At 69.4% G+C, this 25,337-nt stretch carries 18 protein-coding genes and 1 pseudogene; 14 read left to right on the top strand and 5 right to left on the bottom strand.

Annotated features, from left to right (window positions below; all coding sequences use genetic code 11):
* The first annotated feature begins 256 nt into the window (after window positions 1–256).
* Entirely contained in the window at window positions 257–463 is a 207-nt protein-coding gene (locus K7W41_RS17095) for a hypothetical protein (protein ID WP_224611098.1), read from the top strand.
* Between the two features lie 255 nt (window positions 464–718).
* Here the strand turns inward: K7W41_RS17095 and K7W41_RS17090 are convergent, their stop codons facing one another.
* Window positions 719–3,790 carry an Ig-like domain-containing protein gene (locus K7W41_RS17090; protein WP_224611096.1) on the bottom strand — a complete coding sequence of 1,024 codons (3,072 nt, stop codon included), beginning with the start codon at window positions 3,788–3,790 and terminating at the stop codon, window positions 719–721.
* A 199-nt stretch (window positions 3,791–3,989) separates the two neighbouring features.
* Between K7W41_RS17090 and K7W41_RS17085 the strand changes: the two genes are divergently transcribed.
* Window positions 3,990–4,235 carry a hypothetical protein gene (locus K7W41_RS17085; RefSeq protein WP_224611094.1) on the top strand — a complete coding sequence of 82 codons (246 nt, stop codon included), beginning with the start codon at window positions 3,990–3,992 and terminating at the stop codon, window positions 4,233–4,235.
* Window positions 4,236–4,690: 455 nt separating this feature from the next.
* On the opposite strand, the gene K7W41_RS17080 is transcribed toward K7W41_RS17085, so the two are convergent.
* The 3 genes from K7W41_RS17080 to K7W41_RS17070 form a co-directional block, all read right to left on the bottom strand.
* Complete coding sequence (locus tag K7W41_RS17080; RefSeq protein WP_224611092.1) at window positions 4,691–5,452, bottom strand: carboxypeptidase-like regulatory domain-containing protein; 762 nt, start codon at window positions 5,450–5,452, stop codon at window positions 4,691–4,693.
* 101 nt (window positions 5,453–5,553) lie between these two features.
* The gene (locus K7W41_RS17075) at window positions 5,554–6,342 is read right to left on the bottom strand and encodes a carboxypeptidase-like regulatory domain-containing protein (protein ID WP_224611090.1); all 789 of its coding nucleotides are present in this window, start codon (window positions 6,340–6,342) and stop codon (window positions 5,554–5,556) included.
* A 49-nt stretch (window positions 6,343–6,391) separates the two neighbouring features.
* Window positions 6,392–7,186, bottom strand: a complete 795-nt coding sequence (locus K7W41_RS17070) for a carboxypeptidase-like regulatory domain-containing protein (protein WP_224611088.1) — start codon at window positions 7,184–7,186, stop codon at window positions 6,392–6,394.
* 949 nt (window positions 7,187–8,135) lie between these two features.
* Between K7W41_RS17070 and K7W41_RS17065 the strand changes: the two genes are divergently transcribed.
* The gene (locus tag K7W41_RS17065; protein ID WP_224611086.1) at window positions 8,136–11,204 is read left to right on the top strand and encodes a BTAD domain-containing putative transcriptional regulator; all 3,069 of its coding nucleotides are present in this window, start codon (window positions 8,136–8,138) and stop codon (window positions 11,202–11,204) included.
* 297 nt (window positions 11,205–11,501) lie between these two features.
* Here the strand turns inward: K7W41_RS17065 and nagA are convergent, their stop codons facing one another.
* Entirely contained in the window at window positions 11,502–12,620 is a 1,119-nt protein-coding gene (gene nagA / locus K7W41_RS17060; protein WP_224611084.1) for an N-acetylglucosamine-6-phosphate deacetylase, read from the bottom strand.
* Between the two features lie 444 nt (window positions 12,621–13,064).
* Here nagA and K7W41_RS17055 point away from each other — a divergent pair, with 444 nt between their 5' ends.
* The 11 genes and pseudogenes from K7W41_RS17055 to K7W41_RS17005 all read left to right on the top strand — a co-directional run bounded on the left by K7W41_RS17055 (window position 13,065) and on the right by K7W41_RS17005 (window position 25,200).
* Complete coding sequence (locus tag K7W41_RS17055) at window positions 13,065–13,928, top strand: DNA repair protein (protein WP_224611073.1); 864 nt, start codon at window positions 13,065–13,067, stop codon at window positions 13,926–13,928.
* A 255-nt stretch (window positions 13,929–14,183) separates the two neighbouring features.
* Window positions 14,184–14,954 carry a hypothetical protein gene (locus K7W41_RS17050; protein ID WP_224611062.1) on the top strand — a complete coding sequence of 257 codons (771 nt, stop codon included), beginning with the start codon at window positions 14,184–14,186 and terminating at the stop codon, window positions 14,952–14,954.
* 460 nt (window positions 14,955–15,414) lie between these two features.
* On the top strand, window positions 15,415–16,506 hold the full coding sequence (locus tag K7W41_RS17045) for a GGDEF domain-containing protein (protein WP_224611053.1): 1,092 nt from the start codon (window positions 15,415–15,417) through the stop codon (window positions 16,504–16,506).
* Between the two features lie 44 nt (window positions 16,507–16,550).
* A pseudogene (locus tag K7W41_RS17040) lies at window positions 16,551–16,824 on the top strand (IS6 family transposase); the annotation flags it as partial.
* 334 nt (window positions 16,825–17,158) lie between these two features.
* The gene (locus tag K7W41_RS17035) at window positions 17,159–18,247 is read left to right on the top strand and encodes a C2 family cysteine protease (protein ID WP_224611052.1); all 1,089 of its coding nucleotides are present in this window, start codon (window positions 17,159–17,161) and stop codon (window positions 18,245–18,247) included.
* A 23-nt stretch (window positions 18,248–18,270) separates the two neighbouring features.
* Window positions 18,271–18,645 (top strand): hypothetical protein, encoded by a 375-nt coding sequence (locus K7W41_RS17030; RefSeq protein WP_224611050.1) that lies wholly within the window; start codon window positions 18,271–18,273, stop codon window positions 18,643–18,645.
* 940 nt (window positions 18,646–19,585) lie between these two features.
* Complete coding sequence (locus tag K7W41_RS17025; RefSeq protein WP_224611048.1) at window positions 19,586–20,065, top strand: peroxiredoxin; 480 nt, start codon at window positions 19,586–19,588, stop codon at window positions 20,063–20,065.
* A gap of 145 nt (window positions 20,066–20,210) precedes the next feature.
* Entirely contained in the window at window positions 20,211–20,504 is a 294-nt protein-coding gene (locus K7W41_RS17020) for a hypothetical protein (RefSeq protein WP_224611046.1), read from the top strand.
* 52 nt (window positions 20,505–20,556) lie between these two features.
* Window positions 20,557–21,843, top strand: coding sequence for a deoxyguanosinetriphosphate triphosphohydrolase family protein (locus K7W41_RS17015; protein ID WP_224611044.1), 1,287 nt, complete (start codon window positions 20,557–20,559; stop codon window positions 21,841–21,843).
* 463 nt (window positions 21,844–22,306) lie between these two features.
* Complete coding sequence (locus K7W41_RS17010) at window positions 22,307–24,580, top strand: heavy metal translocating P-type ATPase (protein ID WP_224611042.1); 2,274 nt, start codon at window positions 22,307–22,309, stop codon at window positions 24,578–24,580.
* A 206-nt stretch (window positions 24,581–24,786) separates the two neighbouring features.
* Window positions 24,787–25,200, top strand: coding sequence for a response regulator (locus K7W41_RS17005; protein WP_224611040.1), 414 nt, complete (start codon window positions 24,787–24,789; stop codon window positions 25,198–25,200).
* The last annotated feature ends 137 nt before the right edge of the window (window positions 25,201–25,337 follow it).

Here is a 25,337-nt window from a genome sequence, read left to right as displayed (position 1 = left end):
GTGGTCACGGATGATCCGGAATACGTTGTGGCATTGCTCCGACCGGAGGGACTCGCAGAGCGGCGGGGCAGCGCAGGAACAAAGCCGGCGTTCCGGGCATTGGACTGAAACTGCGCCCCAGGCAGGGAGCATCCGGCTCTGTTCTGGATGGTTCGGAAGTGGACAGCGGTCCGTGTGCACCGGCCTTCCCACCCCCTCTGCTCGCCTTTCCTGGGCGTCATCGGCCCACCATGCTGGCCCCGCTACGGTGGGGCGCATGGACGTTCTGATTGATCTTTGCCTGCGCGCCGCCGTGATGGCGCTCGCCTACCCCTTCACCCGGGGCCTGCTGCTGGTGCTGACCGGCTTGTACGCCCAGGGCAGTGGCTGGCCCCCGGCGGTCGGCGTCCTGTGCCTGGGCGCTGGCGTGGTGTGCTGGCTGCTGCCCCTGTGGGGACTGTGGCGGCGCTCCGCTGAAGGCTGAGGAACCATCAACGAAGGGCCGGGCGACACGAGTGCGCCCGGCCTTTCCCTGTTGATGTCACCCCGAAGCTGCCTTGCAGCGGCGCTGCTGGCCTCCAGCATCCAACCCCCAACAGAATGTGGGAGGAGCAGTGCCTTCCAGCAGCAGAATTGTCTCCCCTCTTTTGAGGAAGTCACGTCGCACCTGAAACCCGTAGAAACCCAGACATCAGCGGCCCTGAGGTACTCCCCAGGGCCGCGCGGTCTCTTCCAGCACTCAGGGCTCGTCGACCAGCTCCACGCGAATCACGATGGTGCCGCTCAGGCCGGCGTCATCCGGGGCGTAGCCCAGCTGGGCCGGGGTCACGCGCGCTTCCCAGTGGCGCTCGGTGCTAAAGGCACTCAGGGGCAGGCTCATGGTGGCTTCCTGGAGCGTGTCAGTCCCACTTAGAGGCACCGACGACAGGGGTGAACTCTCCACAGGCGCGCAAGCATTGGTGAACCAGGTGGGTGCCCGGCCCCAGCCGGTGTCCTGCTCGGTGACCTGCCCGGTGCGGGGCGACCGATCTTCCGGCAACCGCACGTCCAGGATCACCTCGCCGCCGGGTCCGGGGCGCAGCCGGTATTCCAGTAAAGCCGACGACCCGAAGTGCAGGGCCGAGCTTTCGGTGGTTCGCCGGGAGGTGCCGCCCCACGAGGTGGCGACGTAGCCTCTCGCCCCGGAAACTGGATCAATGGTATCAATGCATTCACCCGTACTGCTGGAGGTGGTGGCGCGCTCAGACATCAAGTCCACCTTGACCTCGCCGGTCACGGCCTCGAAGGGGCGCCACACGCTGTCCTGGACTATCTCGCCACCATGCGCGGTCAGGATGCCCTGCCACGAGCGGCGCAGCTTGTCCTGGGTGCTCATGGTGCTGCTGAGCGTTGGATACACAGGGGGGAAGGTGGACGTGGTGGTGACCACCGTGGCCGTCTGCGCGCCAAAGTTCAGGCTCACGCGCATGGCGGGAAGCTTGACGGTGTACTGCATCTCGGCCACCAGTTCACTGCCCTCGCCCACGAACGCGGCCACGGTATAGGTGCCGGGGCGGGCGCTGGCGGTCAGCACACCTTCCGGGCTCACAGTGCCTTCCTGCGGCAGCCAGCGCACCTCATCGCTATTCACCTGCTTGCCGTCCAGGATGGCGGCCAGCTCGCGCCGCTCGCCGGGGCGCAGGGTCAGTCCAGAAGGGCGCACCTCCAGGGTGCTCACCTTCACCTGCGCCGAGGCGCGCGCCGAACCGTCCCGCGCCGTGGCGGTCACGGTATAGGTGCCGGGCACACTGGCCTGAAACACGCCGTCCGGGCTGACCGTCCCGCCGCTGGCGCTCCAGGTTACGTCGGCGCGCTGGCCGCCTTCACCCTCTGCTTTCAGGGTCAGCGGGCGCCCGGCGCTCAGGTGGGTCTGTTCGGGCGTCACTTTAAGACTGCTGGGGCTTACGCCGCCCACCTCCAGCGGCAGAAAGGGCAGCAGCGAGGTGCGCACGAACAGGAACAGTTCGCCTTCCACCTGCCCCTCGGTGTCGGCCGTCCAGGCCAGGGCGAAGCGTTCCTGGTCGGTCGCTGCCGTCACCTCGGCCAGCTTGCGGGCCGTGCGCGCGCCGCTCTCGGAGCGCTCCAGGCGGTACAGTTCGACCGCCCGCACGTTGTAGATCCCCAGGAAATGGGTGTTGGCAGCGTCCAGGTTGGCCTTGACGAACACCACGTCGCCTTTCTGGTAGCGGCGCGTGTCCGCCTGCGCGCCCCCACTGGGCGACACGCTGAGGGGCACTTCGACGGTCAGGGCGAGGCTGGATTCCTTGATCTCCTCGCTGACCCCCTTGACCAGCGCCTTGATCAGGTCTGCCACCGCCGAGCCGGGTTCCACCTTGGCCTGCAGGCGCAGGTTGTACCCCGAGCTGTACGTGGCGTCGGCCACCTGCAGGTCGGTGCCGGCCAGGTCGGCTTCCAGCACCGGGCCCACGCTCAGGGTCAGCAGTTCGGCGGTGGCCAGCGCGTTGCCCACGGCCAGCGAGGCGGTGGGGCCCGCAAACAGCTCGGCCTTGAAGGTGGCCTCGGGGCTGCCGGTGTAGGCCAGCCGGGGGATGAGGTCGGCGCTGCCGCCCGCCGTGGACAGGTTGGTCAGGCCCTTGCCTTCCAGGTATTCAAAGCCCAGGTCCACGTTCGCCTTGGCGGCCCCCTGAAAGCCCAGGTCGGCGGCCCCCACCGCAAAGGCCCCGCCCGCACTGACGGTCAGGCCCAGGTTCACCACCGGGCTGATAAAAAAGCCGATGGGCCCGCTGACCGGAATGGGCACCGCCACCAGATCGGCCTTTTTGCACTCCACCTTGCCGGTGAAATTCGCGCCGATCTTCAGCGCGCCGGAGAGGGTGGCGCTCACCTGCCCCGAGGTCTTGACCCGCAGCCGGCCCTGACCGGCCTGGTCGTCGCGCAGCACCAGATCAAAGTCCAGCACGTTCTGAAATTTGACTTCCAGGGTGGACGGGTTAATCACCATATCCGTGGACGCCACGCAGGTCAGCGGGCCCAGGGGGAACTCTTCCTGCGCCAGAGCCAGGGTGCGCGGCACGGCGTACTTCAGAGGGCTGAGGGTGCCCTGGGCATTCTCGCTGCTCAGGTGCCCGGCGGCGCGGAAATCGTAGGCCGAGAACACCTCGCCCGGCGAGACGCGCGCCAGGGTGACGCGCACGCTGGCCCCCTGGGGCGAGACCGCCTGCACGCGCCCGGCGAAAAAGGCGCCGTCGGTCTGCACCACCAGCGCGCCCACGGCGGGCGCCGCACTGGCCTTGAGGTCCACCGTGAACAGCGCCCCGGGCAGCGGCAGAGCGCGCGGATTCACCGCCTCCGGGGCCGAGAGCGCGGCCCCAGCCGGCAGCGCCTGGGCGCCGGGCGTCAGCGCCGCCACCGTGACGGGCAGGCTCAGGCGCTGCTCGCCCGCCTGAAAGACCACGCGCGTGGTGCCCAGCGTGTGGGCGCGCACCCGGCCGCTGCCGTCCACGCTGGCAACCGCCGGGTTCTCGCTGCGCCACGTCCCGCTGGGCGCGGGGCTGGGCTGGCCGCCCGCGTCCGTGGCGCTCAGGCGCAGGGCGTGTTCGGCGCCGGGGGCCAGCACCAGTTCGGTGCTCGACAGGTTCAGGGCGCCCGCCGGGCCGGGGGTGGGCGGCGTGGGGCTCGGCGTAGGGCTCGGCGTGGGCGCGGGGCCGGGCTGCGGCGCGGGCGTGGGCGACGTGGGGGCCGGCGGCGGCGCACAGGCTGAAAGCAGCGTGAAGGTGGTCAGCAGGGGCAGCAGGGCAGACAGGGTACGCATGGGGCCTCCTTGTGGCTTGGCGCCACCGTAGGCCCCGGCGGATGATGAGCGGATGGTGGGCCCGGCCGGGGGGGGGCACCCAGACCCCGCCGGGCAGCGCTGGGAGGGCCACAAGCCACGCCACGTCAGTTCACGCGGCGGCCCCGTCATCGGCCCATCATGCGGCGGTCCCTACAGTGCCCGCACAAGGAGACCTGTCATGGACCACGACCCACCCGCGCCTGCCCTTTCCGCTCTGCTCCCCTCTTCCGCCCTGCCTGTTGCCTCTGCTTTGCCCGCCCCGGGCCGCGTGTATGTGCTGCGCATCTGGCACGAAAGCGGCGAGCAGCCCACCGGCCCCGTGTGGCGGGCCATGATCCGCGAGGGCACCCTGGGCGAGCGCCGGTACTTTGCCCGTGTGGACGAGTGCCTGGACCACCTGTACAGCGAACTCGTGCGGCGCTAGGGGGGGCGTGGTCGGGGGGCAACCCTGCCCCTCCCCACCTGCCGCGCTGCGCTGGAAGTGGCTGAAAAGACCCTCTGAACTCTGGACAAGACCTGCAGGTGGCAGATGCGAAATCGCCGGCCACTTCTACTTGATGCTACGGGGGCGAGAGGGTGATAGCCCAAGTCATGGCTTGTGACAGCCACGGCCTGTCTGGCGCCTCCACTCCTGGATACAGGCTGAGCAGCGACAGGGCAGCGCATGAAAGGGCCCGCGTGTGGCCACCGCCCGTCTTCTCGCTCCGCTCCACAGCGTCATGGGGCACGGCAGAAAAAACGATGCTCCTTCAGGTGGCTGCCGCGCCTCCACCCCAATTCACCCAGCGAACAGAGGCGGCCGGGCTTGGCGGTTTAGCCCCAAACCGACAAACACGCCGCCCGGGTGAGGGGCGGCGCGCTGGGCGAGGCCGGTGGCCCTTAGTCCTGGGGCCAGAAGCGCAGGGTCAGGGCGTGCTCGCCCTGATACAGGTTAGAAAACTGCGCCTCAACCGCGAAGGCCGGGGTGGGGTTCAGGGTCGAACTGACGAGCAGCGGCACGGTCTGACCGTCCACCGTCTGCACCGCACTCACGCGGTACCAGCCCAGCGGCACGGTGCGCGCGGCCCGGTCCAGGCTGGCCCTGGGGCGAAGGATGAGGGGCGCCGTGTGACCCAGCGCATTGGGCACGACCGGGGTCAGGGTGAGTTCCAGGCTGTCGTCCAGCACGAGGTCAGAGCGGGCAATCCCCACATCCACGGTGCCGTAAACGCGGTGGCCGTTGGTGTACACGAAGTTCCGCACGGCCCCGTCGGCAGCCAGGAAGGGATCAGGATTGTCGTCCGGCCCCCACGGGTACAGGTCCAGCTCGCCGCCCCCACTGACCGCGTAGATCACCTTGACCTCCCAGGGGCCGGGCCGGTTGGGCACGGCGATGGCGTACCGGCCCTGGGCGTCGGTGCGGGCCGTGACTGTCGCGCCGCTGGCCTCGTGGATTGCCACCACCTCCCGGTTCACGAAGGGTTCGCCCAGGACGTTCAGCACGCGGCCAGACACCACGAAGGGCACGGCCTCTCCCCTGGGGCCCGGCGTGGGCGCACTGGGACCGGCGGGCGGCGCTGGGGGGGGGCCTGGGGCGGCCCCGCCACAGGCAGACAGGGTGGTCAGGGTAAGGGCCAGCAGCAGTCGTCGGGACACGGGCATGGGGAGACCTCTTGGGGGTGCGGTGACCGGACGCCACGGGCGCGGCCGGGAGGGCGCGTGAGGGTGGCCCCAGCGCCCTAGAGGCGCCGGAGCACAGGCATTCAGGGGTTTTTCCAGAACAGTTCCAGCGTGGGGCCGTAGTGGCTGTCCGGCAGAAAGCAGCCTCGGACGCGGGGCGCGTAGGTGGGGTTGTCGCGCGTTTTGATCAGCAGCCCCTCTTTCTGGCCGCCGCGCTGATGGCTGGCCGTGACGAAATACGCCCCCAGGGGCATGTCCGGCAGGCCATAGCCGAAGGGATACTTGACGGTGAAGGCCTCGGTGCTTCCCGCCGCATTCGGGCCGTCGGGCGTGAAGGTCACTTCCAGGGTGCTGTAGTCAATCTCCACATCCGAGTTGTCGATGTAGTCGTACACCTTGCCCCTGGGCGCGTTCTCTTTGCGGTACACGAAGTCCCGAACCGCCCCCTGGGCACCCGCAAAGGGCGTGTCCACCTCGGGCGCTAAGCGCACCTCGAAGGTTTGCCCGCAGGCGGTCAAGGCCCTGTAGGCCACCACGTCCCACGACCCCAGCTGCTGAGGCAGCGCGATGGTGTAGCGCCCCTGGGCATCGGTTTTCGCCGTGCCGTAGGTGTACGAGACCGTGTGCGTGGCTGTCACCTCGACGCCGGCCAGCGGCTGCCCGCTTTCCGTGAGGATGCGGCCGGTGACGGTGTATGCGCCGGGGGCCGGCGCCGGGGTGGGGTTGGGCGTGGGGGTGGGCATGGGCGCGGGCTGTGCGGGGCCGGGCACTGATGGAGCGGGGGGCGTGGGCGAAGTCTGGCCGGTGCCCCCTCCGCAGGCAGCGAGGGTCGAAACGGTCAGGGCAAGCAGCAGCAGTCGGGACATAGGCATGGTGGGTTCTCCAGCGTGGGTGAGGGTGGGTGTGGGGGCCGGACCTGTGCTATGGCCGGGGGTGAATCATGTCCACTTCGAGGGTCATGCCGGTGCCGGCCCAGTACTGCATGTCCACGGTTGCGCTCGGCGCGTACTGGCCGCCCCGTGGCTTCAGCCAGATAGCCCCCTGACCGGACAGAGAGCGGGCCGTCACCGTGTACCGCCCCTGCGGCACCTCGAAAGGGGTCTGGTCGTCGTGCAGCACGATGGGTTGACCCTTGGTGCCGTCAATCAGCGGGCCAGAGGGGGTCAGGGTGAGTTCCACGTCACCGAAGGTGGGCACCTCGCCAGCTGACGAGAAGCCGGCGCTGGCGTAGAACAGTGCGCCGTAAAACCCGCCGTTGGGTGATTTGCCCACGAGCTTGAGGGTAAAGTTGCGCACTGCGCCGTCTTGGCCCACGAAGGGCGCGGTGCTGTCGAGTTCGGGCGTCAGGGTGTACGCTTTGCCGTTGTAGTCCACGTCCAGGTGGGCCACGGCGGTCCATGAATTCAGAATCGGCATCTTCGACAGGTCAAGGTCGTAGCGGCCCTGCGCGTCGGTGGTCGTCCAGACCTCCGAGCCGTCAAGCACCGTGTTGTCGGCGCCAACGCGCACGCCGGCCAGCGCGGTTCCCTGAGAATTTCTGACCACCCCAACCATGTGGAAAGGACGGGCCGCACCGGGATTGGGGGTGCTGGGCGGGGTGGGCGAGGGCACCCCGGGGGCCGGCGTGGTGGGTGCGGGCTGTGCCGAGTGGGCACCCCCACAAGCCGAGAGGGTCGAAACGGTCAGGGCAAGCAGCAGCAGTCGGGTCGGGTTCATGGTGGTCCTCCTGGTGGGCGGTGTCGGGTACGCCGCCCTGAGTGACCAGAGCTTAGAAAGGGGTGGATGATGGCCGGATGGTGGGCGCCCGAACCGCCGCTGGGCGAGCCAGACGTTCGGCGTGTTTCGCCGCTGGAATAAAGGAATTCCTGCTGAGGCCCAAGGAAGGCCCGAGCTGTACCCAGGGCCAATGGCCCCATCAGCGCCGCGCAGGTCGCTGCCCTTCTGCGGTGCCCGCCGAGCCGGTGCCACCATCCACCTATCACCGCTGGGCCGGCACCCTGGGCTATGCACCGCGTCCCACGGCGGGCACCGCAGCCCACCCCCCGGCGGCCCGCCCTGGCCCTGCTCCCCCTCTCTGCCGCCCACGCTGCGCCCACCAATCGGAGCAGCGGCTCGTGGGGGGGCGTCTCAACAGACTTCACCCGCTCGAAACCAGCCTGACCCTCAAGGGCAACACAGCATGGGCGGCACCACGTTCACCAAGATCAGGCTTCCGTTCACGGGCACCTTCGATGCAGGGAAAAAACCTCATAAGGCAGAGACGAATGCCGCGTACTCGGCGGTGGAGGTGGCCTACGACACCCTGGTCTTCACCCCCGACGGCCCAAACACCGCCAGGAGCACCGCGCCCCTGACATGGCGCTCTACGGCGGGCTTTGGCATGCCCCGTATTCCCCTGGCCCGCAACCGGATCAGGGCCCCGCAGGGGCTGAATGGGGGGAGGGGCAAGCCGCAGCCCAGGCTGAGTTTGCGCCAGCCACCGCTGGAGGCCGCAAGTGTTCTGGCCGCCTTCACCAACGACAGGCACGGTGGGGACCAACCCTGGACCTGTTTCTGAACAACTCCCCGTCCTCCTACCATAGCCGGACACCAAACTGGGCCGGGCCTCGGGCCAAGGTTCAACCCGGCCCTTTCACCTGGGGGCTGCTTGCTACCATAAGGAATCATGAAGAGCGCGCCCTGGCAGCTGCTGGCCTTTGGCAAACCGCGCCTGCTGGACCCCGCCGGGCAGGCGGTGCGCTGCGAGGCCCGCACCCTGGCCCTGCTGAGTTACCTGGCCCTGGAAGGCCCCACTCCACGCTCGCGGCTGGCCGGGTTGCTGTGGCCCGAAACCGCTGAAAGTGCGGCGCGCAACAACCTCGTGCACCTGTTGCGCCGCATGGCCAAAAGCCACCACCCGGACCTGATTCAGGCGGGCGAGGCGGTGGCCCTGGGCACGGCCCTGGACTCGGACCTGCGGGGCTGGACCGAGGGCAGCCACACCGCCAGCGCCGAGGTGCCGGGCGGCGCCCTGCTGGACGGCCTGAGTTTCGACGAACAGCCAGACCTGGCCGAGTGGCTGCTGGCCCAGCGCGAGCGCCTGGACGCCGCGCGGGTGGGGCGGCTGGCCGCCGCTGCCGCCAGCGCCGAGGACGCGGGCGACCTGGAGGGCGCCGTCGCCTTGGCCCGGCGCCTGCTGGACCTGGACCCGCTGTCCGAGGACGGCTGGCGGCGCCTGATGCGGCTGCACTACCTTTCCGGGGATCGCCCCGCCGCGCTGCGGGCTTACCACCGCTGCCAGGAGGTGCTGGCGCGCGAACTGGGCGTGGACCCGCTGCCCGAAACGCGCGAGCTGGCCCGCCTGATTGACCAGGGCGCGGTGCAGGGGCCCGCCCGGCCCGCCGCGCCGCGCATTCCGCTGGCGGTGCGCCGCCCGCCCGTGCTGGTGGGCCGCGCCGACGCCTGGGCCCAGATGGACGCCGCCTGGGCGCGGGGCCAGGGCGTGATCCTGATGGGTGAACCGGGCGTGGGCAAAACGCGCCTCGCCCTGGATTTTCTGGCCGAACACGGCGGCGGCATGCGCTTCGAGGGCCGCCCCGGCGACGCCGGTCTACTGTACGCCACCCACGCCCGCACCTACGGCCAGGTGCTCGCCGCCTACCCCGATCTGGAGCTGCCCGACTGGGTGCGCGGGGAACTGTCGCGCATTCTGCCCGCCCTGGGGGGCAGCCCCGAAGCCATCACCTCGGAAGCCCAGAAACTGCGCTTCTGGCAGGCCAAGGTGGAGGTGCTGGGCCGGGCCCTGGCGCGCGGGCTGCGCCACATGGTCTTTGACGACGTGCAGTACATGGACGAAGCCAGCGTGGAGGCGGGGGGCTTCGTGTTCGCCCAGCTGGGCTGGGGCCAGCCGGACGCCCCGTACCGCACCATCCATACGGTGCGCAAGGGCGAACTGACGCCCTTTCAGGAGGGGATGCTGCAGACCCTGGTGGGCGCCGGGCTGGTGGTCCTGATTGAGCTGGAGCCCCTGGGCGACGAGGCGGTGGGGGACCTGGTGGCGCAGCTGGAACTGCCCGGCGGCGAGCAGCTGGCCGGGCGACTGGCGCGCTTTACCGGGGGCAACCCGCTGCTGCTGCTGGAAACCGCGCGCAGCCTGCACGAGGCCCAGGCCCGCACCGGCACCCTCCCCGGCACCCTGCCGCTGCCCGAAAAGGCCAGCGCCGTGATTTCCTCGCGCCTCTCGCGCCTTTCTGGTCCGGCGCTGCACGCGGCGCGGGCGGCAGCGGTGCTGCAAAGCGACTTTGATCTGGAAACGGTGGCCGAGGTGCTGCGCGCCCCACTGCTGGAGGTGGCCGCTGCCTGGGAAGAACTGGAAGCCGCGCAGATTGTGCAGGGCGAGGGCTTTGCCCACGACCTCGTCGCCGAAACGCTGCGCCAGGACACCCCCCAGGGGGTGCGCCGGCTGCTGCACCGCGCGGCGGCCCGCACCCTGAGCACCCAGACCCGCGCCGCGCCGGCCCGGGTGGCCGAACACTGGCTGGCGGGCGGCGACCCGGGGCAGGCCGCGCCGTGGCTGCGCCGGGCCGCCCAGGCCGCGTGGCAAACCGGGCGCCAGGCCGAAGCCGCCCACCTGTTTGCCCAGGCCGCCGAGCACTTTGGCCCCGTGGACCGCGAGGCTGCCTTTGAGGCGCTGGCCCTGCGCGCCGAGGTGCTGGCGAATATGGACGACGACGCGCACGCGCAGGCCCGGCGCACCCTGCACGAACAGGCCGTGACCCCGCTGGAGCGCGCCACCGCCTTTATGCAGGATTACCGCGCGCTGGAAGGCGGCATGGACCCCGCCCAGATTGAGCCGGTGGTGCATTCGGGCCTGGCGGCCCTGCGCGCCGCCGAGCCGAACCCAGCCGCGTGGCTGGTGGAAGCCCAGCTGACCGAGGGGCTGGCCCTGCTGGCGTTTATGCGCGGCCAGCACGAGGACACCCTGACCCACCTGCGCCGGATGGCCGACCTGGGGGCGCAGGCGGGTTCGCTGGAGTGGCAGGCCAAGGCCGAAGAGGGCCTGGGGCTGGCCCTGAGTGCGGGCGCCCCGCGTGAGGCCCGGACGCACCTGGAACGGGCCGAGGCCCTGCACCTGCGCCGGGGCGACCTGTTGCGGGCCGGGTCCAGCCTCGCCAAGCTGGCGCGGGTGCTGTGCGAACTGGGTGAGTTCGGGACCGCCCAGGAGCTGGTGGCCCGGGGCGCGGCGCACCTGGACCGCCTGGATGCCAACCACGGCGAGCGGGTGTCCCTGCGCTTTGCGCAGGTGATGGTGGCGCAGGGCCTGGGCGATCTGGCGCTGGCCGGGGCCCTGTACGCGCAGGCCACGCGCGAGCACGCCGCCCAGCACACAGCGCTGCTGGGCGCCTTTCCGGTGCTGCAGGCCCGCACCCTGCGGCTGGGCGGGCAGCCCCAGGCCGCCTGGGCCGAGGTCGCGCTCGCGCGGGACGGGCGCCCCTTCCCCCCTCACCTGGGCGCGCTCCGGGCCCTGGAAGAGGCCGCCATCCTGCACGCCCTGGGCCAGAGCCCCCAGGCCGACGCCGCCCTGACAGAAGCCGAGCGCCACCTGCACGCCGCGCCGAACGTGGCGTGGCAGGCCCGTCTGCACGACCTGCGCGCCGCCCACCTGGGCGCCGAGGCCGGACATCCCCACCGCGCAGCGGCCCAGGCCCTGCGTGCCGCCCACGGCCTGCCGGAGCGGCACTGGAGCGCGCTGTAGAAGCGGCTGGGCTGCTGAGCTTACAGCGGCCCCAGAGAGCTGGGCGTGGCGGGCTGGCGCACAACGCCCAGCCGCCCCTTGACGGCCAGCATCGCCGCATCGTCGCTGGCGGTGCCGGTCACGATGCGCGCAGCGCCCAGGCCGCGCCACAGTCGGGTCAGGCCGGCAAAGGGGAAGCCTTTTTCTGGCCGCCGCGTGCAGCAAAGCGAAGGGGTTCGGTCAACCTCTCCGCCCGCGCGCCCTCCACGGCAAGCTCTGGCTCTCCGCCAGACGCGTCGGTGCTGGGCGACTGGGAGTTCAGCCCACCGCCATGCCCCCCACATAGGTGGCCTGCACCTGCAAATCCGCGTTCAGCACCACCAGATCCGCGCGCAGGCCCGTTCTCAGTTCGCCCCGGTCATGCAGGCCCACCGAGCGGGCGGGGGTCAGGCTCAGCATGCGGCTCAATTCGGGCAGGGGCACACCCAGGGCGGCGGCGCGGCGCAGGGCCGCGTCCAGGGTAAGGACACTGCCGGCCAGGGTGCCGTCGGCCAGGGTGGCCTTGCCGCCCTGCACCGTCACGGGCTGCCCGCCCAGTTCGCTGGGGCCGTCGCCCAGGCCAGCGGCGCGCATGGCGTCCGTGATCAGCATGACCCGCTCAGGCGCCGCCGCGCGGGCCAGCAGAAACGACGTGGGGTGCACATGCAAGCCGTCCAGAATGACTTCCAGGGTGGCGTGGGGGTCGGCGATCAGGGCGCCGGGGGGTCCGGGCACGCGGCCCTCAATGCCGCCCATCGCGTTAAAGAGGTGGGTCGCGCAACTCTGGCCGCCGGCCTGGTGGACGGCCGCCAGGGCGACCTGCACGGTCTCGGCGTCGGCGCGGGTGTGGCCGATGCCCACGCGCACGCCAGCCCGCGCAAAGGTGCGCGCGGCGTCCAGGGCCCCCGGCAGCTCCGGAGCCAGGGTCACGGCGCGCACGGCCCCCGTAGCCAGCACCTCGGCCACGCGCTCGGGGGTGGGGTCCACGGCGCAGGGCGGCTGCGCGCCCAGCCGCCCGGGGCTGATGAAGGGGCCTTCCAGGTGCGCGCCGGGCAGGTCGGCGCCGCCAGGGGCCCCGCCCTCCTGGATCACCTGCGCCACGGCCCGCAGCGCGCGCAGCACCTCCGGCCAGGGGTTGGTGATGGTGGTGGGCAGCAGCGTGGTGGTGCCGTGCCGGGCGTGCAGCCGCGCCAGGGTGCGAATGCCCTCCGGGCCGTCCATCGTGTCGCCCCCCGCGCCGCCGTGCACATGTGTATCCACGAAGCCGGGGAGGATCAGAACTGTAGGGTCAGCGCTGGGCAGGGGCTCCAGCTGCGCAATCCGGCCCTCCTGCACTGTCAGGCGCCCGCTTTGCAGGCCGCTGGGCAGCAGCAACTGCCCGCTGAGGGTGATGGTCATGGGCGGAAACACTCCGGGCAGGCAGCAGGGCGCACAGTGCCCCGCAGCTTACCCGAGCCGGGGCCGCGCGCCCGCCCACCTGTGTGGAGGTGTGCCGGGTAGGGGAGGCCTTCATCAACGCTCTGGACAGTTTCTGCAGTCTGTGGAGATGAGCCCGATGAACGCGCAGTCTTTCCCCCGACCTTTGCGCCCGATACAGAGAGGCGCGAGCAACATAGTCGTTCCAGACGACGTTTCTCCTATGCCCTGCTCGCCTCGCCTGAACACGGTCCGCGACAGTGCTCAGGCGACTTCCGAAGCATGCCATCACCCCTTTCGGCATTTTTCCGACTGGCGGGATTCGCAGACCTGCAGAGCCGGAAATCCGTATCGGCCCGCACCCAGCGCCCATAAGGTGCCGACCCGACACACAAGACGCTCTGTTCAGGGCAGAATAGAGGGGCTATGGCACGAGTGAAAACAAAAGACGAGCGGCAGACCACCTCCCCCTTCGAGGCCTTTGATGCCCTGATGGCCACCGCCGCCGTGGACAGTGGCGTGCGTGCCCTGCAGGGCAGCGGCGCCGACCCCGACACCATGAACGCCGCGCTGACGGGCGCCCTGACACAGGCGCTGCGCCGCTGGGGCCTGGGCCTGCACCACCTGCGCTTTGAAGCCCGCCTCGCTGAAGGCGGCCAGGACATCGCCATTCTGGAAGGGGGCCGCCCGGTGGCCCTGGTCAGCGAAGGCCCAGCGGCCCTGGCGCGCGCGCTGGAGAGCATGGGCGCCGCCGACGAACGCGGCCTGAGCCTGTGGGGCGTGCTGGGCGACGGCCACCGCGTGCCCGGCGACGCGCCCCTGGCCCGCCTGCGCGTGCTGATCGAGGACGCCCGCGACTTTGAAACCGAGTGGTCCCCGGCCCGCGCAGGCGCCTTTACCCGCACCTGGCGCGCGGGCGACACCCTGTTCGTGGAGGTGGCCCGCCCCGCCTCGCCGCAGGCCGCCCTGTCCGACGCCGCCTGGGACGTGATCACCAGCATCAAGGACCGCACCTTTCAGCGCGAACTGATGCAGCGCAGCGAGGAAGCCGGCATGCTGGGCGCGCTGCTGGGTGCCCGCCACGCCAGCGCCCGCGCCAATCTGGCCGCCCTGCCCGACGCCCACTTCACGGTGCAGGCCACCGTGCACACCCTGCAGGGCCCGCAGGCCCGCAACGCCGATGAGTACCGCACCGCCGTGCGCCAGGCCACCGAGGAACTTGACGCCCTGCAGGGGCAGGTCACCCGCCAGCTGGCCGAGGTGCTGCGCCACGGCCTGAAGGGCAACTGAGGCGACCGCCGGGCCTCTGTGCGCTGCCAGGGTAACCCGCCTGCCGCCCCATGCCACGCGGCATGGGGTGTGCTGTTGTGGGGGCCGGGCAGGCAGATGCGCTCACAGCGGGGCCCAGAGACGTTAATCTAAGGGCCATCCACAGCCTTGCAAGACGCCGCTCTGTAGGCTCCGCTCACCATGACGGTCTCCTTTTTCTTTCGTCGCCCCCGGGACTTGTCGTTGACCTCTGCCTTGCCCCAGGAGCCGCCCGGCATGCCCCACAATCCCTTTCGACATCTGCTCAATGACCTGAGCGCTCAGCCCGGCCCCTACCGCCTCAGCACCCCGGCGGGCCCGCTGCCTTCCCAGGTGGCCCCCGACACGCTGGGGCGCGTGGACACCTTTACCCTCAGCGGGCCAGCGGGCCAGGAGACCTTTGTGATTCACGGGCCGCGCGCCTTTGGCCGGGGCGGGAGCTTTAACCTGCTGACGCCAGACCACCGCTACCTGCTGCGCCAGACGGTGACCCACACCACCCTCAGCCCCGATGAGCACCTGGGGCTGCACACGGCCCTGAACCGCGCAGGGTTTGCCCTGACCCGGGGCCAGACCCTGCAGACCGAGGTGGAACACCTGACCCCGCTGTGTGCCCGGCACCCCGACGGCCGGGTGCTGTGGTTTCACGAACTGCTGCGCCAGCCGTTTGGCCTGCCGTTGGAACATTACGTGTTTTACGGGGCCGTGCGCCTGGCCGCCCTGCGCCACCACGAACCGGCCAGCACGGTGCGCCTGATGGCCCAGAGTGACGAGGCCCTGCGCGCCCAGGGGGTGCGGCCGGACACGCTGCCGTCCCTGCTGCTCATCAGTGCGTGGCTGCTGCGCGCCGAGGCGCTGGACGCCGTGCTGGACGGCGAGATGCCCGAGCCCCAGCTGCTGCCCCCCACCGATTTCGAGTGGCACCCCACCGCCTACCAGCAGCTGCACCTGAGCCTGACCCGCAGCGACCTGCGCGGCGCCCCGCTGCCCCTGCTGCAGCCAGCCTGAGCCCCTTCGCAGTCAAGCGGCTTTACTCGGCTGGCCTACTGGCATGGCTGTCGAGGCTTGGCCTGAAACGGTCAGCGCCGGCCTGGTGGGTCGGCGCAACCGGCAACCCTCGCCGCGGGCAAGCTGCGGCCACGGTGACAACGCACTTGTTCGCCATGAACTGTGGGATAAGACTGGCCGGCGAAATCAGCAACCGAAGTGGCGTTGAGTGACTTCCTGGACCCGGTGCGAGCCCAGCGCAGCGGCCTGGCCTGCCCCTGGCCCCAGCAGTGTCACCCTCCGTTGGGGTGGCGGCCCGCGAAGGCCCAGCCAACCTGACGCATTCCTAAAATCAGCCTTGGCCAAGCCACCACCTTGCTATCAGGGCGCGCCGCCACACTGGGGCCATCAGGTTATCCGTCACGCCGCCGGGCCCTTGCCCGCTGTGTGGGGGAACTTCTTCTCAATCAACATCTCCCACATGCCTGGGCCCCCGCGCCAGGGCTGTGTTTCAGCTGCCCATCCCTCCCCTCTTCCCGCGCTGTTCGAGGCCACCATGTCGCTGCCCACCCGCTCGCCGCGCCACCAACTTCAACGGGCGCTCTGCCCGCTCCTGACCGCCCTGCCGCTGGCCACCCTGCTGCTGGGGCTGGTGGGCGGGGCGGCCACCAACGTCGCCCAGGCGGGCGCCTTTCTGGCGCTGCTGGGGCTCACGGCGCTGCTGAATCACCGCTGGTGCGGCTGGGGCAGCGCCCTGTTTTTGCTGGTGATGCCGCTGTGGCTGGTGTGGTTTGTGCAGGCGCCGGGCTTCGGCGCCACCTTTCTGCCGGGCGTGACTGGCTACGGCGCGGTGCTGATCCTGCTCAGCGCGTTTTGCGCGGTGTGGTTTCCGGTCCGGGGCGTGGCCGTCTTTGTGCTGTATGGCGCGGCGGTCGCCGCCCTGGGCTTTCCCCGCAGTCCCCTGGACTGGCTGGGCATGGTGTGGTTCTTGCTGGTGGCGCTGCTGGTGGGCTTTGCCCTGGCGTGGCTGCTGGGCTGCGCCGACCAGATGGTGCGTCAGCTGGGCAGCGCGGCCCGGCGCGACCCCCTGACGGGCCTGGGCAACCGCCGCGCCTTTGAAGAAGCCCTGCGCGCCGCCTGGACCCGCCACCCCGGCACCCTGGCCCTGGCCCTGATTGATGTGGACGGCCTGAAAACGGTCAACGACGAGCGTGGCCACGCGGCCGGCGATCAGGTGCTGCAGCTGTTTGCCCAGGGCCTGCAGACGCACCTGCCCGCCACCCACGGCCTGTACCGCATCGGCGGCGACGAGTACGTGGCGCTGTGCACCCGGCGCGGGGTGGACGCCCTGCACCGCGCCATCGAGGCGGCCACCGCCCAGGTGCGCCAGCAGGGTTTCCCGCTGGTGGGCGCCAGCGTGGGCGTGGCCTGCAGCACCGAAACGGCCGCGCCCGAAACCCTGCTGACCCTGGCCGACGGGCGCATGTACCGGGACAAGCACCGCAAGTACCCTGCCCGCAGCCGCCCCCGCACCCGCGGTCCCTGGGAGGAACAGGCCGCCACCCTGGGGTAAGGGCGAAGGGTTCAAGCAACTGAAGCTCGGTAGGCTGGTGGGCCGTGACGCACTGGAGGCCCTCCTGCCGCCGTTCTCCCCTCAGCATGGTCGGTGACGCGCTCCGGCTCTGCCACCACTTCGCGCTTGGCCAGCGAGACGTGCAGGAACCGCTCCACGACCGCGGCAGCCAGGTCAGCCACGAAACCCTGCGCCAGCGGAACATTCTGTTTGCTCCGCTGCTGACCGAAGCGCTGCGTCACCGCTTCGCGGTGGTGTTTGGACGAGGTGTGCGCTGAAGTCGGTGGAGAGCAGCACGGGCTCCAGAGCCCCGTCGATGCGCACGACGCTGTCTTCGCTGGCGAGAGGCGATGCAGCAGACCGGGTTGAGCATCGGGCCGCCTGCTGCGCGGTTCCGGCCCCTCTGAGGTGAAGTGGCCAGAACCGCCTGGCCACTGGACTGCCGCCCATCAAACAGAGAGGTGCGGGACGCCACAAGGCCCGTGGCTAGACCTGAAGTGCATGGAGGCGCGGCAAAAACTCTGGTGCCAGAATCCCGCCGCCCATTCGGCGGGGCTTGCCAGCACTTGAGGCGGCGGACGGTCGGCCTTCCTTCTATGCTGATGACCAGTGGTCGCCCGGGCTGCACCGGCTGCTTTTCACGTGGAGAACCATGTTTGATCCTCAGAAGAAACGTTCAACAGCAGTGGCGAAGTCGCCCACCTCAGAAAAACCCGCCTCCACTGCGGGCACGGCGCGGCCTGCGCATCCGCAACCCTCCGCTGCCGCGCGCAAGACCCCGGCACGCCCGGCACCTCCCACAGCCGGTGCGGCCAGCACCATGCCATTCCGGGCGCGGCGGCGTGATCAGTCCGCGCACCCTGCAACCTCCGCAGAGGTGCTCACAGACCTGGCCACGCTGCCCACCCCAGAACACTTGGCACCGGAACGGGTCCAGCAGAGCTTGCAAGCGGGCACGCCCACGTTGCAGTTCAAGAAGATCTCAGGCCAGCTGTACGTGAAAAAGCCGGGTGAGTCGTCGGGTATCGCGCCGGGCGACATCATGCAGGGCTCGCTGGGCAACTGTTACCTGCTCGCCGGCATGGCCGCCCTGGCCAAAACGAACCCGGAGATGATCAAACAGATGATCACGCAGAACAAGGACGGCTCGATCACGGTCCGCTTCAGCTCACAGAAGCCGGTGGTGGGCAAGACCTATTCGAGTATCAATGATGTGCCGCGCAAGGACCGGTTCGTGACCATCCAGAACAACTTCGCCTTCCTCAAGGGCAGCCCGGATCCGGTCGGCGCCGTGAAAGTCAACGACCTCTGGCCCCTGATCATCGAGAAGGCCTTCATCAAGGAGGTGGGGGGCGCGGACACGGCGGGGCAGGGTGGCTTCTCCACGAAAGTGATGGAGAACTACTTCGGCATTGCGATGATGACGCAGGGGTCGCTCCCACAAGTGCCGAAGGCGGAACTGCTCACCTACCTGCAGGCAGCCGATGAAAAGCCGACCATTGCCAGTACCGGCGAGCTGACCGAGAAGCAGAACGCCATCGCCTCGAAATATAAGAATATTGTCTCGAGTCATGCGTACGCGGTGCTGGGCACCACGCAGCAGACGGTGAAGGGCAAGGAGACGACCATGGTCATTCTCTTCAATCCCTGGGGCGAGAAGGTCAGTGTGACGCTGAGCGACTTCCAGCAGCTGTTCTCCAGGATCGAACAGAGTCTGGATGAGCCGAGCCGGAGCAAATGATGGGGGCCAGTGTCTCGAGCGTCATGTCGCGGGCGGCCTTGGCCCGCCGCGTGCTGGCCCTCGGGGTCACCTCGCTCAGCCTGAGCGTCACAGCAACAGGCGGCGCGGCACCCCAATCCACCTGGACCCTGCCGTGCAACGGGGCGGTGCAGACCCTGCGCCTGCCGTCCCAGGTCACCGTCACGGCCGCCATTCTGTACATGTCGGCGCCCACCTCGGCGCCGCGGGCCAGCCTGAGTGTGATGGACGCCCGCCGCCAGGGGGCGCAGCGTGTGAATGTGCAGGCGGGCATGCGCTTCGTGGCCCACGGGCAAGGGTTCCGGGTGGTGCAGGTGCGCAACGGGCCGTGGCGCTCGCCGCAGTGTGCCGTGACCCTTCAGTGGCTGCAGGGTCCTTGAAGCGCCCATGGGGCCGCTGCAGGATGTCAGGGCCGCCCCTGGAGAGGGTGCGCGCTGGCCCAGCCGAAAGCCCGCCTGCATTTCAGGAACACGCCGCATCTGTCCCTCCCCGAGCCACCAAGAAACGGTGCTGGCAACTTGAGCTCGGTAGGCTGGCGGGCTGTGACGGACCGGAAGACCTACCGCTGGTTCTGGGCACTTCACCTCATACGGCTTCCGGATCATCCGTTGCGGCCCCTCCGCTTCGCTGCGGTGCCTCTACGCCTCTCCGTCCCCGCTTTTCCTTCTCTGCTGCGCAGCTCTGTGAGTCCCTCTGGTCGGGTCCATCAGTTATGGAACAACTGATGAACTGGAATCCTTTCCTGCACGTCTCGCTGGCCAAGCGCGAAGTGGTGGCAGAGCCGGAGCGCGTCACCGATCACACTGAGGGGAGAACGGCGGCAGGAGGGCCTCCAGTGCGTCACGGCCCACCAACCTACCGGGCTCCAGTTGCCAGAACTCTGGAAGAACACAAAAGGGCTTCCATCCTCCAAAGGGACAAGCGCACTGCCGCTCTGCACCACCACTCCTCTGCCCCGAGACAGTTCGCCGTGGGTGCAGATTGTGGCGCCTCAACCTCCACGCAGCACCGCGCAGCACGAGTGAATCCAACTTGCGGAGGCCAGCAGAAACATCCCGAAGACCACTAACGGTTTCCGCCCTGCACGGCCTAAACTCTTCCTCCTGCCCCCTCCAGCGCCGTGCAGGGCGGCGCCCCCCTGGCCGCTCCCATTGCCCCGCTCTGCGACGCAGCCGTTCCAAACCTCTTGGTCGATCTGCAGATCAACAGCGAGCGACGTAGCACGGCTCAACCCATCTGCCCCGTACGCCCCCAAACTCTGAGGAAAGCTCTACAGACCCTCTAACCGTGCGGCCCACCGCAGGCCGCTAGGCTGGGCCCATGACCCTTTCCGTTGGTGACCGTGTTCCGGAACTGAAGGCCACGCAGGACAATGGGCGGCCTTATGTGGCGGCGCCCGGCCGCTGGCAGGTGCTGTTCTTTTTTCCGAAAACAGCCACCACCCATTGCCAGTTGCAGGCCCGGCGCTACCAGGCCCTGTGGAGTGAGTTTCAGGCACTGGGCGTGGACATTGTGGGCATCAACGGCGACGCCACCCAGGAGCAGGCGCGCTTTCGGGACCTGTGCAAGCTGGATTACCCCCTGATCAATGACCGCGCCCAGGCGTTAAGTGGGACGTTTGGGGTGCTGGACGAGCCCTGGCCCGGCGAAGACGTGCGGCGCCCACGGCGGGAAACCTTCCTGGTGGCCCCCGACGGCGTGATCACCGACCACTGGACCGACGTGAGCCCCGGTGAGGACGCCGCCACGGTGCTTGACCGCGCCCGCGAGCGGCTGGACGCGCCTCTGGCCCACTCCTGAAGGCCACCCCGCCCCCACCCCCCCATTCCCGCGGGCAACCGCCGTTCCTGGGGGGTGGGGGCGCTGCTACTGTAGGGTCATGGCCATCCGCGCGCTGCTCAGGTGCAGCCTCACCGCGGCCGGGCAGACCCTTGTCCTGACCGCCATGAACATGTCTGAAGAGCACATCCGGGTGCTGCGCGGCGCCCGGCTGCAGTTGCCGGATGGCCGCACGCTGGAGCTGCCCCTGGACCCGGCCGGCGGCGTGCAGAGCACCCGGGGGTTTCCGGCTGTGCTGCACCCCGGCGACCGCGTGGCCCTAACCCTGGCCGGCAGCGCCCTGCACGCCCAGCTGACCCTCCATGCCGTGCAGGCACCCGTGACCCTGGTGGCCTGTTTTGTGGATATGACGGGCGTGGAGTACCTCAGTGCGGCGGACACCCTGCCCGCTGGTTCATAAACTACGCCGTCGCCACAGCCCACCCCAGCCCTTCCAGAAAGGACCCCCAAGCATGCAGACCCACGATTTCGAGCGGCAGTACGGCAGCCCCGACCCCAGCGACCAGCGGTCCCCGGCGCAGCGGGACCGGGACCGGGTGCTGTATGCCGAAGAGTTCCGGCGGCTGGCCGGGGTGACCCAGGTGCTCAGCGGCGCGGGGCACGCCTTTCACAACCGCCTGACCCACACGCTGGAAACGGCGCAGATCAGCCGCCGCATGGCCGAGCGCCTGCGTGAGCGCGCCCTGGCGCTCGGCCAGCCTGAACGCGCCGCCCAGATTGACCCCGACGTGGTGGAAACCGCCGCCCTGATTCATGACCTGGGCCACCCCATCTTCGGGCACCTGGGGGAACACGAGCTGGACGTGCTGGCGCGTGCGGCGGGCGATCCGGACGGCTTTGAGGGCAACGCCCAGTCGTTCCGGATTGTGACCCGTCTGGCCATGCAAAGTGGCGCCTATCCGGGGCTGAACCTCACCCGGCGCACGCTGCGGGCCAGCCTGAAATACCCCAACCTGCGGGCGCCGGCGCCGGTGGGCGGCCAGCCGCCCAGCAAGGCCCACCTGAAGTTTGGGGCCTACCGGGACGACGCCGCGAGCTTCCACTTTGCGCGCGAAGGCGCCGAGCACCTGGGGCCTTCCCTGGAAGCGCAGCTCATGGACTACGCCGACGACATCGCCTACAGCATGAGCGACTTGATGGACTTCTACAAAGCCGGGATGCTGCCGCTGGCCGACCTCGGTGATCCCCAGGCCTTCGAGGCGTTCTTCACCCAGCACCGGGACGAGATCGTGTGCGGCCTGGTGCTGGCCGACGAGCAGCAGACGCGCGCGCAGTTGCGCCAGACCCTGGCCACCTTTGACCCCACCCCTGGCTTTGACGGCAGCCGCGCCGACGTGCTGAACCTGCGCGCCCGCATCAGTGGGTGCATTGGCCGCTTTCTGCAGGTCAGTGTGGACTGGGACGATCCCTGCGGCCCGCAGCTGGTTGTCCCCGAGGCCACCCGGCTGGAGATCAATCTGTTCAAACGCATCATCTGGGAATACGTCATCAGCCACCAGAGCATTCACACCCAGCGCGAAGCCCACACGCAGGTGGTGCGCACGGTGTTCGGCGCGGTGCTGCAGGCGGTCCAACACGGCCCGGACGGCGTGAAGGACGCGCAGCTGCGGGCATTTCTTCCGCCGTGGCACCTGGACGGCACCCACGCCAGCCACCCGGTGCGGCTGGCGCTGGATATCGTGGCGGGCATGAGCGAGGCCCAGGCCGAAGCCTTCGCCACGCGGCTGACCACGGGCTAATAGGGCTTCCAAAACATTCCGTAACGGGTTATGGAATGTTTCCCACCGAAGGGAAAGGGTACGGATTTCCGGGCATTGGGCTGGGATAGCGCCGAAGGCAGGGAACAGCCAGCTCTTTTCTGGATGTGACGGAAATGGACGGCAGGCCGTATGAGCACTGGTGCGGACAGTGTTCAAGCGTGGCAAATGGCCCTTGGAAGAAAGGTCGTCGGGCACGCCCCACTCGCCGCCCCCCTCTGCTGCGCAGCTTTTCAAGCCCCAGCCTCTTCTGCGCAGCTCTACGAGTCCTCCACGAGGGGGAGGGGAAGAACAGCGTGTTTATCAGGCTCTCCTCTGTGGACTGCTGAAACTGTCCGCACCATGGATAAGTGGCACTTTCAGACCGCCGTTCCTCAATGTGGCCCCTTGATGGCCCTCCCCTCTTCCTCCAACATCTGAACACCTACTCAGGTATACTGGACCCATGACGCCCCCCCGCGTGGCCGATCCCTCTGTGCACAACGCGCCTTCTCTGACCTACTTCGTGGAGGGCATGGACTGCGCCAGTTGCGTGCAGAAGGTCGAGCGCATGGTGGCCGGCCTACCGGGCACAGGCGAAGTCAGCACCAGTTTCACGCGTCAGACCCTGTCGCTGCAGCTGAATGAGGCGCAGACGCCGCGCCGCACCCTGGAGGGCCACCTGCGCTCCCTGGGCTACCAGCCGGCGCTGCTGTCGGCTGGCCCGCACCCGGCCGCGGCGGGCGACCATGCGGGCCACCCCCATGGCCACAGCCATGACCACGGCCACCACGTAACCCCCGCAGGCACGCCCTGGTACCGCACTGGTCAGGGGCGGCTGGTGGTGCTGTCCGGCACCCTGCTGCTGCTGGCGTGGCTGTTCGGGCGCTTTGAGCCGGCCCTGGCCACGGCCGGTTATGTGGCGGCCACCCTGCTGGGGGTCTGGCCGCTGGCCCGCAAAGCGGCTGCCAGCCTGCGCCTGGGCGATCCATTCAGTATCAACCTGCTGGTGAGCCTGGCGGCCATCGGGGCCGTGGCCATCGGGGAGGCGGCGGAGGGGGCAGTCGTGGTGTTCTTCTTTGCCGTGGGCGAACTGCTTGAAGGGGTGGCGGCCGGGCGGGCGCGCGCCGGCATTCAGGCGCTGGCCGCGCTCACCCCCAAAACGGCCCTGCTGGTCGAGGGCCAGGGCACCCGGGAAGTGGCCGCCGAGCAGGTGCAGGTGGGCCAGACGGTGCAGGTCAACCCCGGTGGCCGCGTGCCAGCCGACGGCGTCATTCTGAGTGGCACCTCCAGCCTTGATGACAGCCCGGTGACAGGCGAAAGCGTGCCTGTGGCCAAAGGCCCCGGAGACGCGGTGTATGCCGGGAGCATCAACACTGACGGGACCCTGCGCCTGCGGGTGGACCGGGCCGCCGCCGACAACACCATTGCCCGCATCATCCATCTGGTGGAGGCGGCCGAGAGCAGCAAGGCGCCCACGGCGCGGTTTATTGACCGCTTCAGCCGCTGGTACACCCCGGGCGTGGTGCTGGTGTCGGCGCTGGTGGCGGCGGTGCCGCCCCTGATGCTGGGCGGCGTCTGGCACGACTGGCTGTACAAGGGCATCAGCCTGCTGCTGATCGGCTGCCCGTGTGCCCTGGTCCTGAGTGTGCCGGCCGCCATCACCAGCGCCATCAGCGCGGGCACCCGGCGCGGCCTGCTGATCAAGGGCGGCGCCGCCCTGGAAACCATTGGCCGGGTGAGGACCGTGGCGTTCGACAAAACCGGCACCCTGACTGCCGGACGCCCCCAGGTCACCGACGTCGTGGGCCTGACCGTGCCCCGCGAAGAGGTGCTGCGTCTGGCGGCCTCGGTTGAATCGGGCAGCAGCCACCCCCTGGCGAGGGCCATCACGCAGGCGGCGCAGCAGGCCGGGCTTGCCCCCGCGCCCGCCACCGCCGCCCAGGCCCTCCCCGGCCGGGGCGCCGTGGCCACCGTGGAGGGCCGCGCGCTGGGCGTGGTGGCGCCCCGCCACGCGCTCAGCGTGGGGACGCTGGCCCCAGAGGTGCAGCGCACCGTCACGGCCCTGGAAGAGCAGGGGCGCACCGTTACTGTGCTGCTGGACGGCGCAACGCCCCTGGGCCTGCTGGCCATGCGCGACGAACCCCGGCCCGACGCCCGCGCCGCCCTGGCGCAGTTGCGGGCGCTGGGCCTGAACACCGTGATGCTGACCGGCGACAATGCCCGCACCGCCCAGGCCATTGCCCAGGACCTGGGCCTGAGCGTGCAGGCCGAACTGCTGCCAGACGACAAACTGCGCCAGATCGCGGCCCTGCGGGCCCAGGGCGGGGTGGCGATGGTGGGCGACGGCATCAACGACGCGCCCGCGCTGGCTCAGAGTGACGTCGGGATCGCCATGGGCAGCGGCACCGACGTGGCGCTGGAAACCGCCGACGCCGCCCTGCTGCAGGAGCGGGTGGGCGGCGTGGCGGAGCTGGTGGAACTCTCGCGGGCCACCATGACCAACATCAAGCTGAATCTGGCGTTTGCCCTGGGGCTCAAGGCCCTGTTTCTGATCACCACCCTGCTGGGCTTTACGAACCTGTGGATGGCCATTCTGGCCGATACCGGCGCCACGGCCCTGGTGACCGCCAATGCGCTGCGCCTGCTGCGCTGGACCCCCCGGGGTCTGAGCACCAGCCACCTGAAAGTCACCCAGACCAAACGCGCGCCAGTCTCCTCCGGCCGCACCCCCGTCTGAAGAGCGTCTACCAGATGACCTTGGCCGGAGGGGCGGCGACCCCTCTCGCCTGCTCTGTTGTCGCCCAGCGTTCTTCAGGGTTCGCGTTCTGGGGAACCACGACGGGCCTTTCATTCTGAGAAACCGGCGCTGTGATGGCAGCCCAAGCTCAACAGGAATTGTGAGCATCCCTCATTTAATCTTTATTCGATCTTTACGATATCGCTATGGCCGCGCCGCAGCACTTTTTGTTGATCGACGACAACCCGCATGACCAGCTGCTGGCGCTCGAAGCATTCAGCGAACTTTGCCCGGATTGCCACCTGACGGTGGCGAGCACCGGCACCGAAGCGCTGGCCCTGCTGCGGGCGGCCACCGAACTGCCCGATGTGGTGCTGCTGGACGTGAACATGCCCGGCATGAATGGCTTTGAGGTGTTGCGGGCCCTCAAGGCCGATGCCCGAATTGCGCATATCCCGGTGGTCATGCTCACCACGTCTGGCGCGCGCGACGACGTGCAGATGGCCTACACGCTGTACGCCAGTTCCTATCTGGTGAAGGCGGCCTCCTTTAGCGATTTCCTGCAGCAGATTGAAGCCTTCTTGCGCTACTGGCAGCACGCCCGGGTGGCCCACGCCTGATAAGGATTCCGGTTCATCAGTTGTGAAACAACTGGTTAACCCGACCGGAGGGAGCAGGAAAAGCGGTGACGGAGAGCAGTGGAAGCACCGGAGCCGAAGCGGAGGGGCTGAAACAGATCATCCGGAATCCGTATGAG

It is taken from the genome of Deinococcus multiflagellatus (assembly GCF_020166415.1).
Lineage (GTDB): Bacteria > Deinococcota > Deinococci > Deinococcales > Deinococcaceae > Deinococcus > Deinococcus multiflagellatus.
This window is presented reverse-complemented; position numbering and strand designations above follow the sequence as displayed.